At 47.3% G+C, this 15,696-nt stretch carries 13 protein-coding genes; 8 read left to right on the forward strand and 5 right to left on the reverse strand.

The window, feature by feature from the left end:
* Window positions 1-23: 23 nt before the first annotated feature.
* Window positions 24-797 carry an EI24 domain-containing protein gene (locus RIF25_RS07280; protein WP_322877888.1) on the forward strand — a complete coding sequence of 258 codons (774 nt, stop codon included), beginning with the start codon at window positions 24-26 and terminating at the stop codon, window positions 795-797.
* Here RIF25_RS07280 and accC read toward each other — a convergent pair.
* Entirely contained in the window at window positions 794-2,152 is a 1,359-nt protein-coding gene (gene accC / locus RIF25_RS07285; RefSeq protein ID WP_322877889.1) for an acetyl-CoA carboxylase biotin carboxylase subunit, read from the reverse strand. The genes RIF25_RS07280 and accC overlap by 4 nt on opposite strands.
* Before the next feature lie 513 nt (window positions 2,153-2,665).
* Between accC and RIF25_RS07290 the strand changes: the two genes are divergently transcribed.
* The 6 genes from RIF25_RS07290 (at window position 2,666) to RIF25_RS07315 (ending at window position 11,664) form a co-directional block, all read left to right on the forward strand.
* Entirely contained in the window at window positions 2,666-2,863 is a 198-nt protein-coding gene (locus RIF25_RS07290) for a hypothetical protein (RefSeq protein ID WP_322877890.1), read from the forward strand.
* A 558-nt stretch (window positions 2,864-3,421) separates the two neighbouring features.
* On the forward strand, window positions 3,422-8,662 hold the full coding sequence (hpsA, locus tag RIF25_RS07295; protein ID WP_322877891.1) for a hormogonium polysaccharide biosynthesis protein HpsA: 5,241 nt from the start codon (window positions 3,422-3,424) through the stop codon (window positions 8,660-8,662).
* Between the two features lie 20 nt (window positions 8,663-8,682).
* On the forward strand, window positions 8,683-9,336 hold the full coding sequence (locus RIF25_RS07300; protein WP_322877892.1) for a hypothetical protein: 654 nt from the start codon (window positions 8,683-8,685) through the stop codon (window positions 9,334-9,336).
* Between the two features lie 88 nt (window positions 9,337-9,424).
* On the forward strand, window positions 9,425-10,423 hold the full coding sequence (locus RIF25_RS07305; protein ID WP_322877893.1) for a prepilin-type N-terminal cleavage/methylation domain-containing protein: 999 nt from the start codon (window positions 9,425-9,427) through the stop codon (window positions 10,421-10,423).
* A 107-nt stretch (window positions 10,424-10,530) separates the two neighbouring features.
* On the forward strand, window positions 10,531-11,064 hold the full coding sequence (locus RIF25_RS07310; protein WP_322877894.1) for a hypothetical protein: 534 nt from the start codon (window positions 10,531-10,533) through the stop codon (window positions 11,062-11,064).
* Window positions 11,065-11,142: 78 nt separating this feature from the next.
* Complete coding sequence (locus tag RIF25_RS07315) at window positions 11,143-11,664, forward strand: hypothetical protein (RefSeq protein WP_322877895.1); 522 nt, start codon at window positions 11,143-11,145, stop codon at window positions 11,662-11,664.
* A gap of 198 nt (window positions 11,665-11,862) precedes the next feature.
* Here RIF25_RS07315 and trmFO read toward each other — a convergent pair whose 3' ends face one another.
* Together trmFO and RIF25_RS07325 are read right to left on the reverse strand one after the other, a co-directional pair.
* The gene (trmFO, locus tag RIF25_RS07320) at window positions 11,863-13,212 is read right to left on the reverse strand and encodes an FADH(2)-oxidizing methylenetetrahydrofolate--tRNA-(uracil(54)-C(5))-methyltransferase TrmFO (protein WP_322877896.1); all 1,350 of its coding nucleotides are present in this window, start codon (window positions 13,210-13,212) and stop codon (window positions 11,863-11,865) included.
* A 2-nt stretch (window positions 13,213-13,214) separates the two neighbouring features.
* Window positions 13,215-13,772: a Uma2 family endonuclease gene (locus RIF25_RS07325; RefSeq protein ID WP_322877897.1), complete on the reverse strand. Its 558-nt coding sequence runs from the start codon at window positions 13,770-13,772 to the stop codon at window positions 13,215-13,217.
* Between the two features lie 287 nt (window positions 13,773-14,059).
* Between RIF25_RS07325 and RIF25_RS07330 the strand changes: the two genes are divergently transcribed.
* On the forward strand, window positions 14,060-14,641 hold the full coding sequence (locus RIF25_RS07330; RefSeq protein ID WP_322877898.1) for a hypothetical protein: 582 nt from the start codon (window positions 14,060-14,062) through the stop codon (window positions 14,639-14,641).
* On the opposite strand, the gene RIF25_RS07335 is transcribed toward RIF25_RS07330, so the two are convergent.
* Window positions 14,634-15,299: a hypothetical protein gene (locus RIF25_RS07335; RefSeq protein WP_322877899.1), complete on the reverse strand. Its 666-nt coding sequence runs from the start codon at window positions 15,297-15,299 to the stop codon at window positions 14,634-14,636. The two genes, RIF25_RS07330 and RIF25_RS07335, sit on opposite strands and share 8 nt — an antisense overlap.
* Window positions 15,283-15,522 carry a helix-turn-helix domain-containing protein gene (locus RIF25_RS17220; RefSeq protein WP_407682358.1) on the reverse strand — a complete coding sequence of 80 codons (240 nt, stop codon included), beginning with the start codon at window positions 15,520-15,522 and terminating at the stop codon, window positions 15,283-15,285. The genes RIF25_RS07335 and RIF25_RS17220 overlap by 17 nt, the downstream gene beginning before the upstream one ends.
* Window positions 15,523-15,696 lie beyond the last annotated feature (174 nt).

The raw sequence follows: 15,696 nt of genomic DNA on the forward strand, positions 1-15,696 counted from the left end.
ATTGTCTTGAGACGATACAGATAATGGGCGGGTTGTTGAAAGTTCCAGGCCGGATGTGGGCAGGATTTACAGCGGTATTTCGCGGCCTGGGGTTTATTGCGCGGCATCGGCTTTGGGGGTATCTAGTTTTGCCCGCTGGTCTGAGCTTTGCCCTCGGCCTGGGGTTATTAGGGGGCAGTATTTGGCTCGTTCGCCATGGCTTGGCTCCTTTGGCTGTGGGCTTAAACCCGGCCTGGTTGACTGTCTATGATGTTCTAACCCAAATCATTGCGGTCTTGGTGGCCTTGTTTTTAACCTTAATTGGCTACCAGGCCCTGCTCCCCCTCTTAGTAATTCCCTTTTTAGGCCCCCTGCTCAATCAAACGGAAATAATTTTGACTGGTGAGGCCGTGGAGGTGGGTTGGCAACGGGATATGAAAAATGCCTTAGTGGGGATTTGGTTTGCTTTGCGGGATACCGGGTTACAGCTACTCTGCCTAGGGTTCTCCCTATTTTTGGGGCCGGGACAGCCGCTATTTATGGTGGTGATCAATAGCTACTTTCTGGGGCGGGGCAGCTTTGATTATTTATTGGAGAAGCATAATTCGACTCTCCGCCAACGTCAGCAGCAAACTCGTCAATTATGGCCGGAAATCCAAGGCCTGGGATTAGCCCAAGTAGTGGGATTATTATTGCCGATTGTGGGAATTTTGTTAGTACCAGCGAGTGGCCTGGTGGGGGCTGCACTCTTGTTTTATCAAGCTCAACTTCCCTTTTCCCCTAAAATACCGGAGCTAAACGCCCCTCAGAGAACCTAATCCCAACCGAGATGGCGCATCAGCTTTTCCACAAAATTGGTGTAAACCATGCCGCTCTGAAACTCTGGGGTTTCCAGTATCTTTTGATGGAAATTGATCGTTGTCGGTAGTCCGGTAATGGCACATTCCCGTAAGGCGCGCTTCATCCGCCGAATGGCACTGGCCCGATCCGGCCCCCAGACAATGAGCTTACCAATTAAGGAATCATAATAGGGGGGAATTTCATAGTCCGTATAAACGTGGGAGTCCATCCGCACTCCGGGGCCACCTGGGGGTAAATAACCGTTGATCCGGCCGGGATGGGGGCGAAAATTCCGCTCTGGATCCTCAGCGTTAATCCGACATTCAATGGCATGGCCAGTCAATTTAACATCATCTTGACGCAGGTTGAGACGCTCCCCTTGGGCAATCCGAATTTGCTCGGCAATAATGTCCAGGCCAGTCACCATTTCCGTCACTGGATGCTCCACCTGGATGCGAGTATTCATCTCCATAAAGTAGAAGTTATCACTGCCATCCAAGAGAAATTCAATCGTTCCTGCCCCGACATAGTGGATGGCTTTGGCGACACGCACGGCGGCCTGGCCCATTTTTTGGCGCAATTTTGGGGTTAAGGCAGGGCTAGGAGCTTCTTCTAACAGCTTTTGATGACGGCGTTGAATCGAGCAATCCCGTTCGCCTAGGTGAATGACATTGCCATAACTATCGGCCAAAATTTGAAACTCAATGTGGCGGGGATTTTCAATGAATCGTTCTAAGTAAACTCCTGGATTGCCAAAGGCGGCCTCGGCTTCCCCTTGAGCGGCGGCCAAGAGGCGACTGAGATCTTCTGGGACCCGAACTAAACGCATCCCCCGCCCGCCCCCCCCGGCTGTAGCTTTAATCATTAGGGGATAGCCAATTTTATTTGCAACCGTTTGGGCCATCGCTTCATCGGTGATCAGGCCTTCACTCCCAGGAATGGTCGGCACGCCACAGGATTTCATGGTTGTTTTAGCCGTCGATTTATCGCCCATGGCCTGCATGGCGGCGGGTGAGGGGCCAATAAAGGTAATTTGGTGATCAGCGCAAATTTCGGCAAAGCGGGAGTTTTCGGCAAGAAACCCATACCCTGGATGAATGGCCGTGGCATTACGGGTGAGGGCAGCAGCAATGATGTTGGGAATGTTTAAATAACTGCGGTTACTTGGGGGTTCCCCAATGCAGACTGCTTCATCAGCGAGTTGAACATGGAGGGCATGGCGATCGACAGTGGAATGGACGGCAACGGTGGCAATTCCCATCTCTTCACAGGTGCGTAAGATCCGTAGGGCAATTTCCCCCCGATTAGCAATTAAGATTTTCGAGAACGCCATGGTGAATCCAAAGGTGAGCAACCCCTAATGCTATCATTTCACGATTGAGTTCGGTGATCATGATCTTTGGGCCTCAAGCTAGGTTTTTTTAGCTTGTCCCAGGCCTGGGGGTCTTGGCACAACAGCGGGTCGAGAAAGCCAAGTTGAAATTTTCTAAAGGATTCTAGGGATTTAAAACTCTCTATGTAAAACTCTAGGGAGAGAGTGACTAAGATTTGGGCAAATAGTTTTGATATTGAAGGCAAGATAAATTTGCGGCCTCAATTCCTAACTTTCCCCCCCTTTTGATGGAACTTTCTGTCCAGATATTGGGCCTATCCCTTATCCCCTAGATAAATTTTATTCTTTAGGGATTGTCTAATTGATACATCCCCTAATCCAGAAACATTGAAAGCTGCAACAAAACTTTACATTTTAAGCAATCAATATTTCTGACTACCAATTAAAGCTCCAGTGGGGGATGCTCCTAGAGAGTGTGGGAAGGTGTTTACTTGGCGGTAGTGCCTTCCCTTTATGGTTCAGACCCCAGAATTTAAGGCAAAGCAGTTTAAGTCCTTTGGGGAAGTGTCTCAACCTCTATCCAGTAGGGTACTGGGGATTAAGCTCCCTATAGACCTTGATAAAGCGGTGTTCAATCTTCCGCCTAAAGAACGCGTTCCGTGGGTACGGCGTGTCATCACTGAAGCTGGCCGGCCTGGGTTATTCAACTAAAAAAATCTTAAGGTGATCCTCCCATGTCTGAATGAGTTTTCAAACCTTTACAACTAAATAAAAGCTGACATCTCACTGTCCATACCAGTTCTGGGGCTGGCAGATGAAACACCTATAACAGGGAATTTAACCCCGGTGGTATCTCTAAAGCAATCTCCCATTTTTCAAGCCAGCATTACTTGGGGGTAAATCTGGGGGTATGTATTCACACTATCTCAATGAGAATCGTTATGTATCAATGCCTTCAGAGCTTGATTGCATAGCCCCCCTCTTCGTAGAGTGCGGACTATTTTGGTTATTAGCCAATTTTGTCCGAAAAGACTGTGATTAAAATCACACCCAGGCCTGGTTCAGTCACAGATAATTAAGGACTGATGGATTCTTAACAGTTCCATAATCTTTCTTTTGAATTTTATTCAATGTTACGAATTTGTATCAAACTAGCAACTTGTGCAAATTTTTTGTATGGGATTGTCCAAAATAGAAGTATTTCTGGTGTGTTTTTTGGCTGATTGACAAATTGAGTCCGACTAATTGATTTCCCAAGGTTGATGTCCAATGAGTAAGCGTAATGACCGGTTTGGCCTGAGCAAGCGTACCTATCGTAAGTTAATGGGGACGTTACGCCATCTGTTTCGGCAACTCGGTCAGTGGCTGCGGCGGCGACTCAAGGGCGGTCAACGGCAGAGTCAACGGGGATTGCGTTTAGGGCGAGCGAGAGGATTTGTCCTGCCCACTGCGGTTTTAGTAGTTTTGGTTGTCTCAATCACCATTGGCGCGCTCTTGATTCGGAGCCTGAACCGAACGACACAAGTTTCAGGGCAACGCCAAGACTTAGAGGTGGTCAACCAGGCCACGCCAGCCATTGAACGGGCTAAAGCCAAACTGGAATATATGTTCAGCGAGAGGAACAGCCAGCTACCCAGTGGGATTCCGGGGGAAGAAACGCTTCAGAATATTATGCTGGGTAACTCGGAATATACGTTGTCCGATGAGACTCGCATTAATATTGCTGGTGATTCCGCCCTAGATAATGCTTGGTATTTTCAACCCACCCCCGACTCTATTGTAGCTTACTCGATTACGATGCGCCGTCCCAATGATACCCAGTTGAACCAGGCCGATAGTGTCAAAGCAGCAGCCCTCACCACCCGGAATCGTCCCCTGAAGACCGATGCAGCCTTTGCTGGGGAATGTAACGTTGTGGACACGACTGGGAGTGGGAGCGGGACTGAGGCGGGGTGGGATACGCTGGGCTCAGCAGATCTACGCAAAAACTTTCAGATTGATGCCTTTGTCTATACCACAAATGGCGGTGGTAAGGCTCTCGCGACGGTTGAAACAGTCCAAGAACGCCGATATACAAGGGGCAACAAATGGGGAGCTTGGTTCCGTAATGACCTAGAGATATTTCCTGGCCCGGCGTTTCGCTGGAATGGAGCGATGCATACGGAAGGCACAGTCTATATGGGAGGAGATCAATTTTCTGCCTATTTAGTCAGTGCGCCCAAATCATGTATTTATTCTCGGAAATCCTCTGAAATTACGTCCCCAGGAGACATTAATGACACCAATAAATTTTTAGGGCATTTTGTTTCTGGCACAATTCGGGATAACACCTTTGCGGGGACAACAATTGTCCATTCTATTGGCAGTGGTGATGCGTTAGTAACCACAGGCGATGCCAACCCTACAGCCCAAAACGTCACTTACAACCCAACCCGTGATTCCGTTAATCCTGGCTCTCGGACTCCCGCTTCTATTGCACTGAATCCGGTCAAAATTATTACCCAAGATGTGAGTGAGTCTCGGACTAGCACGGATATTTATAACCATGCCATTAAGGATAGTGCCTGGCCGACTCAGTTCTATACCCAATGGAAGCGCACCTACAACCAGGCCGAGGAAAAGCCCTATGTGGACGATACCTATCGCGCCGATAACCGCTATGGACCCAAGCCTGTTTATGGCAAAGACTTAAACACAGAAGATGCAGACCTGAAAATTCCGACTGGTTCTTCCGTTGGCGATCCAATTCCAAGTACAAATTGGAAGCTCCTGGCAAACGTCCCCTACAATGATCCCTCTACGGATAACGATGACAACAAGCCCAAGGAAGAAATTGGTCTGGATGGTTATTGGGAGCGGCGAGCGCGGGCTGAGGGCTTACGGCTGATTGTGGGGCAGCGTTTAGAAGTTGGGAAACCTTTGGAAGTGCCAACGGCTTGGACAAGTGGACGGGCCAATGAATTCATGCAGCATCGGGCCTTGTGGGACAATCTGGCGGCGGTGCAAGGGACTGTGCTTTATCCCTACAATGTGGGGAGTACCGGGGCGGTTGATACCAGCATTACAGACCCTCTTGGTTCTTCCACAACCCTCAATTCTGGGGGCGGTCAAACTCCAATCGCTTGCCTAGCCAGTGCCTATCATCCCGGAACCCCTCAAACCGCTTTACGCAGCATCAGATTTAATGAATATCGGGGTGTCACAGGTATTTCGACAACTGTTCCGTTTACTGACTTTTTAACAGGCCGAGGTACGGATGGCTGGGAATTTGCTCAACCGAGTTTTAATTCCTCAATGGTGACAGCTTTAACGAACTTGACTAATTTTTCGGCGGATCGAACCACAAGTGGCAGTCGTTACAAGGGAGCATTTCCACCAGTTCAGGAAAGTAGTGCTACAGTTCGGCCGAACTTTACTGATATTACCCACGGGGACTTTTCCAATCTTTACCGCGCTTTGCAACTTTCGAGTGGAAATCGGACGGCGACGGGCTTAAGTTTGGCGGATCAATCGTATCTCGACTCGGCGGCTTGTGGGGTTGGCTTATTGGCCTATGAACTGTCGGTGTTACAAGGGACGGATAATGCCTTTACAAGTAATGATGATTTCTATACCTCAACCCTGGGTAATGGCTCTGGTAGTCAACTTTTGAACTTAGATAATAATGGCACCGCCTCCAGTACAGATCGGGGTTTGCCCATTCTCTTCAATAACATCCCCACTGCTGTCGGTACTGCCACTGCCAACGAGTCGGAGTTTAGATATAGCATTGGGACAGATGGTGTACCCCTAGTTAGCTTGCAGCGGATCAATGTTAGTACTCAGTTAACAACAAATTCTGGCTATGCCTCACCTGAGCTTTATGTCAGTGGCCTGGTTTCAGATTGGTCGGCTCGGCCTGGAACTACGGGCGCGATTGCGAATGAACAAAACAACACCCGTTTAGCCCGACTCATTGCGACCCGCGAACAGGCTGCCCATGATATGCTCACTTCCTATTCGGCCTCTACCTCTACCTATGAGTGTGGTCTGAAGGGGTTAACCAACGCACGGCAAAATCTGCGTACTTTATTCTGTTTAGGTGAACTGGGTGCAGCAGGAACAAATGCCGCAGGATATGCCTCTGGAACTGGGAAAGACCTCTGGCTGCCGGGTAAATTTGGGGCGGTATTGGCCAGTAGCCCTGCAAATCCAGCCGGTTCACCCTTACAAACAACATTGACCCTAGCTGCTAATAATCCCAGCCTGAATTACAACTATGACCTGACTTGGTTGAATCGGTTGGCAGCGGGTGACAGGGTTTATATCAGTGGGAGCGGGGTTTATACGGTTATTAGCTGGAATTCATCCACCAGAGCCTTGGTTGTCAATACCGCCACGCCAATTTTTGAATCCGGAACAGGAACAATAGCCGGATCACCGATAGCTTGGACAAGTTTAGCCGCCGGGACAACGGTAACTCCTGCATTTACCTTCAGTAGTGGTTCTTCCGCTCAAGGGCCCATGACTCGTGGAAGTAACTTCACCTTCTCAGGTACTAATGCAATTGATACCAGCCTTTTACCTAGTTCTCTCACAGGTTCAAATGCTCCAGCAAACCTGAGTAATGCCCGGATTGGCTTTCGTTTCAGCGGCACAGACTATGTTGGCACTCTAGTCACAGCCACAACCAACCAACTGAGTTACGTTGTTAATATTGATGGCTCTGGTACTAATTTTACAATTCCAGCCAGCACCCCAATTGCGCTACTAGAATATCCAATCATAAACGCTGCTACAGTCAAACGCCTACCTCTTTACACGTTTAATACGGTACAGAAATATACGGCTCTCCAACCCCTGTTTCGGCCTACAGGTGGTACAGCAGTTAATCCTAATGATGTGAAGGCCACCCCGCGGGCGATTGGTTCTTGGACGACACCGAATAGCACCTCTACAGCATTGTCAGACACAAATCAAATTATCGGGCCAGCAGCTACGGATCAAGTTTATAATGTGGCGTTTTTAGATGGTGCCTTGTTTAATGGCCGGGAAGAAATGAATGTCCGAGCGATGGATATTAACCTGGGGCTGTTGCGCGCGACTGGGTTAGGTACAGATACCTGGCTGCCGATGAGTGGCCTGGTCTATGCGGCCCGGGAAGATGGGATGCGAGAAGATGGGATTGCTCGGCCGACTGGGACTTGGATGAATGCAGCGGCTAATCCTGGTACTGATCCTGCTCTGGGGAGTTTTGGTATCTCGATCAAGCCCGTTGACTTCTTTGCCGATCCAATGCGCCGTCCTCATGGATTTAAGTTGAGGAATGGTCTCAGGCTAGATCGGGTTGGTTTAACCGCTGCTAAAAATGTTCGCGGACTATCGTTTATCAGTGACAACCCCGCTTATATTGAAGGTGACTTTAACTGGCACACGACTAATGGCACAACGGGCGGGCGAATCGAAGAGTTTACTCAGCTTTTGCCTAATGATTTTGATGCCACCACTTTTTACACCAACCGGACAACTCGGAATACAAGCTTTGCTCGGCCTACAACAGATACTTGGCGGCCCACTGAAATTTTGGCTGATGCGGTAAGTATTCTTTCGGGTAACTTCTGCTCTGGATCGGCTAATGACTACTGGGCTGAAGCCTATAACGATACGGTGACTGGGTTAGGCGCAAACTCACCCGAAAACTGGGCAATTAATTTTCCGAGTGCTAATAATGGAACTGCTGAGGTTGTTAATAGTCCTAGTACCTCTCAGATTTATCGCCAATGTGGTGCTTCGGCCAGTTTGAGAACTTCTTACCTAAATGCTAATCGGCCCCGTGGGGATGGCACAGAAGGCTCAACAACAGGTGGTTTACCTGCCAATAGTGTCTGGGTGCGGGAAGATCCCTTTGACCCCAGTACACCCGTTTATGTCAACCCCAATGGCCTGCCGATGCAACTGACCTATACGACAGGGGTACGGGCTGATTTTACGAATGCCTCCGGGGCCTGGTACAACGCGTTTACCGGGGATAATGGCCGCTCAGTCATGTCCCCTTCTGATACCCGCACAAATGCCGTAATTGTTAGCGGTACGGTTACGTCTCGGCCCGGGCAGTCTTATGGGGGAATGCACAACTTCCCAAGGTTTATCCAGGCCTGGGGAAATCTAAATCTCTGGATTCAAGGCTCATTCCTGCAACTGAACTTCTCCACCTCTGCCACTGGCCCCTTCGATCAAGATCGTTGGGAATCTGGTTCTGGTGTTCCAGCTTTGACCGCTTACACTTTTGCTGCTGACACATCCAATGAACGGATTAACTACTACGGAGCGCCCACTCGTCGTTGGGGATATGACCCTGGATTACAGCTTGCGCCTGCGGGGCCTGTGGCGGCCCGGTTTATTAACAAAGATAAGGCTCGAAGCGTATTTTTCACCGAACTACCTGCTGATGATCCTTACATCTTGCGTTTGCGTTGCGCGTTTGGCCCCAGTGGCACGATTGACCCCTCAGTAACCGGATGTCCGACCTAGAAAAAATTGGGAGAGTCTGGATGTTAACTCTATCTTCAAAAAAACTGCACTGGCGAACTGCCCTCAATCAAGGCTTAACAATGGCAGAGTGCTTATTAGCTGTTGCTGTCACTGGCATCCTGTTGGCTGGCCTGGCTCCCCCCCTGTTTATTTTGCAAGCTACCCGAGTCCAAAATGCCCGAATTGAACAAGCTGTAACCATCGCCCAAGGGGAAATTGATGATATTGGGGTCAAGATTGCCTTGGGGAAAGCCCAGTTTACGTCGGAGTCAGCATTTACGGCGGTACTTCCTCCTGTCTCGACCGCATCTAGCCTTAATTCTCAAGCACCTCCAACCACGACCCAAACCTGTAGCATTATGCCCACCTCAGCCACAGTGGGTTGTATTCGCACCCTCGGTAGTCAAGAATATGTGGTGCAACAATTCCGCACGGCTGGAACGGCAACAAGAGACTTTAGTAACTTTAATATGCAGGTTCGGGTTTATAGCCGCCGGATTTTCCAAACAGGAGGAGTTGGGGCAGCAACCACAAACCCTGGTACCCCGATGAAAGCAACCTTTACTGCCTATCCCGATGCGTCTGGCCGCCCCCTAGTAACCCTGACTACTACCCAAATTCAAGGGAGTTATTGCAACGACAGTTCTTCGAGTACCGCCTGCTTGCTTCAATAACCTATCACAAACTAATTTTAACCATCATCCCTGTAATATGACTAATTATCAGCCAAACCGTTTTAATAAGATTTCTTTCTATCTGGTTATGCGGAGTAAATCTGGCTTCACCCTTGTGGAGTTGTTGGTGGCAATTGTGATTGGTTTATTGATAACCGCAACATTGGGATCTATTTTAGTTAATATTCTCAGTTCAGATAGTAGCCAAACTGCAAGGTCAGAAGTGGAGCAGGATGTTCAGTCAACCGTTAGCTTTATTATGTCGGACTTGAGCCAGGCCAGTTATGTGTATGATGGCAACTGTATGCAGGGGCAGGGTAGTGCGTCCAGTTCTAACTCGACTAATTTTTGTCCAGGCCTGGTCAATCATATCCCCAGCCTTGGGACTGGCATTACACCCGTTTTAGCCATGTGGATTTTGGAGCCAGTTCCCTATTACGGCACAACCACGCAAATTCCAACAAGCTGCTCGGGCCTGGGGGCATTACAGCAAGATTGTTCCAGCCTACAAAGCTCTCGACGCGCCTATAGCTTAATTGTCTATTACTTAGACACAACAACTAATTCTCAATTTGGTGGCTTGGCTCGCTTACGGAGATATGTTTTACGCAAATATACAACTCTCACTAGCAGTTCAATGTCAATTACAACAGGTTACGTTGATCCATTCCCCAACGATTCCAAAATTGCTCTCTTTCGCCGCTGGCCCTATGATGGTGCTGACAGTGCAACTAATCAACAATCTTCTTTGCCATCGAATAATTTGAGTCTCGCTCCTGTTGTAGCTGATTATATTGATGCGAATTGGACAGGGGTTGCTGCGACCCCTATTGCCTGCCGGACTAATCCTGACTATATTCGTACTCCCTTAACCTCCTCTGCCAATAGTTTTTATGCCTGTGTATTAAACAAATCTGATAGTACAACTGGTACTCAGTCTCCCGGTAAAAATACATCTACATTTGTTTATCTTCGGGGTAATACCCAGGGTAAATCAGGTTTTACAATTAGTACTGGAACCCAGGTTCGTCCGGTTGTGACTGCCATTGTCTTAAGTAAAGGGGTTTCAGATAATGATCCCTACTAAACTAGCACCACTTTAAGCGTTTTGGGGTATTGACGATCAATCTAGCTTCTAGGGTATTGAAGGTCATTTTAGTGGTTCATCCAGTTATAAATAAGGCATAGGTTCTGATGCGCAAGCTTAACTCTCAAAACTCTGGCTTTTCTGTTGCTGAGATATTTGTAATTGCTGCAATTATTGCGGTTCTCGTTGCAATCGGAGTTCCTAGTTGGTTAAGCTTCTTAAATGGACAAAGAATGCGAGTTGCCCAGGTTGATGCTGCCTCTGCTTTACGTCTTGCCCAGGCCGGGGCGCGCCGGGAAAATCTTCAATGGATTGCGGCATTTCGGACTAATAATAATCGAGTTCAGTGGAGTGTGAATCGGTCTAGTACGCCAACAAGTCAATGGAGCTGGGTTGATTTGGCAGGGAATAGTGCTGATCAGATTCAAATTAGTTCTACAGCCACAAACTTTACGACCAGCAGTGGTATTTACCAATTTTCCTTTGATTATGATGGCCGGGTGAGTGCTTCTAATTCGATTCCAGCCCGTATCACGTTTCAGCCTCGTAATATTACAACAGCCGCCCAGCAGCGTTGTGTTCGCATTTTAACTCTTTTGGGAGCATTAAACTTAGATAAGGGATCCTCCTGTAACAGTTAGATACTTAACAACTTCTCGTGAGACTACTATTTGTAAAGTATCACTATAGTTTTATTGTTAACCTATTACTTACAGAACATGAATGATCAAGAGCTTTTTACTGCCTTTATTCAAGCCCTACTTCAAGGAGAATCTACCCTTATATCCAATCCTAGTTATCGGGTTGAATCGGCCTTTGGGACACTGCAATTAGTGGATAATAAGTCTGGTGTGATTGCCACGGTAAAGCTTGGGGAAAACCCAATTAAACTATCGGTTAAACGCCATATTAATTGTTGGGACGAACTCCGGCAAACCTTGGGACAATTCTCGTTCTTTCCCGATGTCAAGGCCCTGAAGACTCCCTTAGTTCCCTTCATCCAAATTGCGATTCCGGAGGGAGATCAGTTGTATGAATCTCTAGCCAGTGAAGTTTGGCGGAGTTGGCGGCGGGGGGCAGTCAAAGCGGTCAAGATTTTAGTAGAGGGGCAATGGCACACTGTCCAAGATATTACCTGTAGCAGTGGCGTGGTTTTTTTTATTCTTGATGCCGGGCCTGGGGAAGTGCAGACAACAGGGAATACTCAACTGGCCTGGTTGGGGCAAGCCACTGAATCATAGAGGCCGAGGTGAAGACTGATCAGCTATTCTATGGGACTTTTCTATTCCAGACTTGTTTGATTAGGGAATTGATAGCTGGCCTGGCAGATGATTGTGTTTTGAGTCCAGCGCGCCCATTGTCAAAGAATCGGAATATCCCACTGATGGAATATCTAGTTTGGCAGTGATGCTCCAGAATTGCCGTTGGTATTTATTTCACTAACCTGCTGGGACTAGATCCTTAATTAGTTGACAATACCAGGCCCCCAAATCCGCCAAGGCCCGATCTCGATAGGCTCCATAGCGTTCCTGTTTAGCGCGAATTCGTTTTTCTAAGGGTGGCATAATCCCAAAATTCGGCGGCATCGGTTGGAAATGTTTAACATCGGCCGTACTAATGTAGTGAATTAAGGCCCCGCTCATCGTGGTTTCCGGTAGGGTCACAGGTTCAAGATTTTGGGCCAACCGCACAGCATTGGCTCCCGCCAACCAGCCTCCTGCCACCGCTGCCGTATAACCCTCGGTTCCCACTAATTGCCCCGCCGCGAGCCAATGGGGTTGATCTTGAAATTGCAGGGTTGCCGTTAGGAGTTTCGGCGCATTCAAGAACGTATTCCGGTGCATCACCCCCAAGCGGACAAATTCAGCATTCTCCAGGCCTGGAATCAGCCGAAACACTCGTTGCTGCTCACCCCAACGTAAATTGGTTTGAAAGCCAACTAAATTCCAGAGTTGCCCGGCTTTATCTTCTTGCCGCAGTTGTGCCACGGCGTAGGGCCTGGGTTGTTCAGGATAGCGAGGATCACTCAAGCCCACTGGTTTTAAGGGGCCAAAGGTCAAGGTTTCCATCCCCCGGCGGGCTTGTTCTTCAATAGGTAAGCAGGCTTCAAAAAACTTGGCTGTCTCGCGATCAAAATCCTTTAAGGGGGCCTGTTCCGCAGAGTTTAGGGCTTCCCAAAAAGCTTGATACTCGGCCTGGGTCATTGGACAGTTCAAATAGGCAGCTTCCCCCTTGTCATAGCGAGAGGCCAAAAACGCAATCTCCCGGTTAATGGTTTCCCCCACCACAATCGGACTAGCCGCATCAAAGAAACTGAGGTAGTCCAGGCCTGTGAACCGTTGTAAATCTGCTGCCAACGCCGGACTAGTCAAGGGGCCGGTACACAAAACCACAATCCCAGCGCGGGGAATTTCGGGAAGTTCTTCACGACGCAATTCAATTAAGGGATGTTCAGCTAAAGTTGCCGTTAAATCCTGACTAAACTGCCCCCGATCCACTGCCAACGCGCCCCCAGCCGGAACTTGATGTTGATCCGCCTTGGCAATCACCACCGAACCCAGTTGCCGTAATTCCTGATGCAATAACCCCGCCGCCCGATCACTGGCCATCGCCCCAAAGGAGTTACTACAGACCAGTTCCGCCAGATGTTCGCTGTGGTGGGCCGGGGTTTGCTGAGTTGGGCGCATTTCCCATAAGATCACCGGCCATCCTGCACGGGCAATTTGCCAGGCCGCCTCAGTCCCCGCTAACCCCCCGCCGATCACATGAATGGGTTGTTGTGTTGACATAATCAATTAATTTTTAACCATCCAAAAACTTGTTGGGCTGTGAGTTCTAAATCTACTTCTTCTAATACTGGCAACTTACACCCTTCCCGGCAAACAGTAGGTTCTTGGTGGGGGGTAAAGATGAGGACAGAGTAATCATCCGGATCAAGCATCCACCCCAACCGACAGCCATACTTTAGGCAATGTAACAGGTTATCAATAACACGATTCGCCTTCTGAGCCGGTGACAGGATTTCGATTGACCAATCAGGGGCTGCCATAAAATTATCTTCTGGCTCTCCAACCTCGTTGACTTGAATTTGACTCCAAGGGATGACGGCAATATCAGGCACAACAGAACGTCCAGCAAATGTACAGCGTAGCTCTGGCAAGGCGGTGTGAGTTTCACTATGACGATTAATCTCAGTCAGCAGGCGCATCTGGAGAAGCAAGTGTCGAGTTTTTGGCATTGGCTTTTGAATCGCCACCCCATCAATGTATTCCCAGGCCGGAGATTCTTCGATATATGGAAGTTCAAGAAATTCTTCAATCGTTAGAACTCGAGCGAGAGAGGCAGTCATGGTTTTAATAAAGGGCTGAGCTTTTGCTATCAGTATAGGAGATTGCTCTGGTTGTCTCATCGTTGAGTGGAAAGCATTAGCTCATCACTCATCTTTCGATTCACCTTTGAAGCCAGCACTTGACTTCCACCTCTTCAACTAATACTATAGTATTCAAATTCAAGAAGACAGATGTTCTACTACTACGGCAGAAAAAAGCAAATAGCCAAGCACTACCCCGCTCCTAATTTTGAAGCTATCATTGAGCCGTTTGCAGGTTCAGCTTCTTATTAACTACACGGAGAAAATTGGAAAAAAATATCTTCTTGGTGGAGAGAGACGAGCGTGTCTCCGCAATTTGGAAATGGTTAGTTGATGAAGCAACGCCACTTGTAATCAAGAATTTACCCGACTTAGCGATCGGCGAAAAAAGCTCCGAATTTCTTCACATTATTCATGCTGCCACGAAAATGGCATTTCACTATAAAACTATTAAAGTGACTCCTGTTCTTGCTAGAAACTGGGAGATTAGTAAACAATATATGTCTGAAAATTTATTTAAGATTAAACACTGGAACATTATCTGTGGAGATTACACGTTAGCCCCCGATATAGAAGCCACTTGGTTTATCGATCCACCCTATAAAGAGGATGCTGGAAAAGGTTATCGCTATGGAAGCAAACTTATTGACTACAGAAAATTAGCACAATGGTCGAGGAAAAGGAAGGGAGAAGTGATATTTTGTGAAGGTCATTATGGTGATTATTTGCCATTCAGATCATTGCTAGATTTAAAGGGTGTAGCAGGAAAAACCAGCAAGGAATTTATCTACTACCAATCCGATAGAGCCAATAAGCAACTTGAACTTTTTCAATTTTTAACTAAATAGGGAATTTCATGATCTTCTGATAAGTCTGTTTGTACAAATGAACATTAATTAAAGCTACCCAGCCTTTTCCCATCTTCTCTTTACCACTTACTTTCATGCCTGTCACTTTAGTATTCCGACCTTCTGTTCCACTAATATTCCCCCAATCACTTGTAATCAGACTATTTGCGTAGAAAATAGCTGTGACTTTGGGATTGTTAAATTCATGTTCACTTTTTACAAAATCCCAGACTAATCCCAACAATTCTTTGACTTCTTGATGATAGGACTGCCAAGTAATTCCTTCTAAAGCATTAATTCTTGGTTCTCCTGCTCTGAGATTTGTACCTTTAGTGATATTTCCAACCGTACATTTAATCTCTAGACCGACAGGATAATTACGCAATTCTTCCTCCGATGAGTTTTCACCTCCCTTGGGGATAACATCAGGATGACCTTTCTCTATGGGGTTAACTATTGCTTCTGTCACTCCTGCTATAGAATGGCAAAACATTGAGCCAACAATCGAACTTGTAGTTTTATAATCAATATTTTTGTAAACAGTCGGAGGAATAGTTTCTAGAAATTCATTTGTTTGATTTAGTGGAGACTCTATATGTTTAGTATTCACTTCAAATCCGCAAAAAATATTAAAATTAGGATTAATAATGTATGTCATTTAATGCCTGCTCAACTTCAGCTATCAAAATACTGGCAGTAGTGTTTAGAGATGTTGAGACCTGAAACAAGACGGACAACGTGGGCGATTTTAAGCCACGTTCTATCTGACTGACATAGGTACGATGTATACCTGCTCTGTCAGCAAGCTCTTCTTGCGAAATCTTCGTTAGTGTTCTGTATTTAATCAGAACCTGCCCAAGAGCCTTATTAATGTCTGTCATTTAAAAATCGTCTCAGAAAAAGAGACCCTGAGTCTACAGACAATAGTATTCGAGAAGTTCTGAAGCCTGAATAAAGCTTCCTGAATAGAGTAAATTTGCTCCTGGGCTAGATACTTGTGAGTACGTCTAAGCTATTGAATAAACAGGAAACACAAAAAACAACAGCAAGTGAGC

This window comes from Pseudocalidococcus azoricus BACA0444 (assembly GCF_031729055.1).
Classification (GTDB): domain Bacteria; phylum Cyanobacteriota; class Cyanobacteriia; order Thermosynechococcales; family Thermosynechococcaceae; genus Pseudocalidococcus; species Pseudocalidococcus azoricus.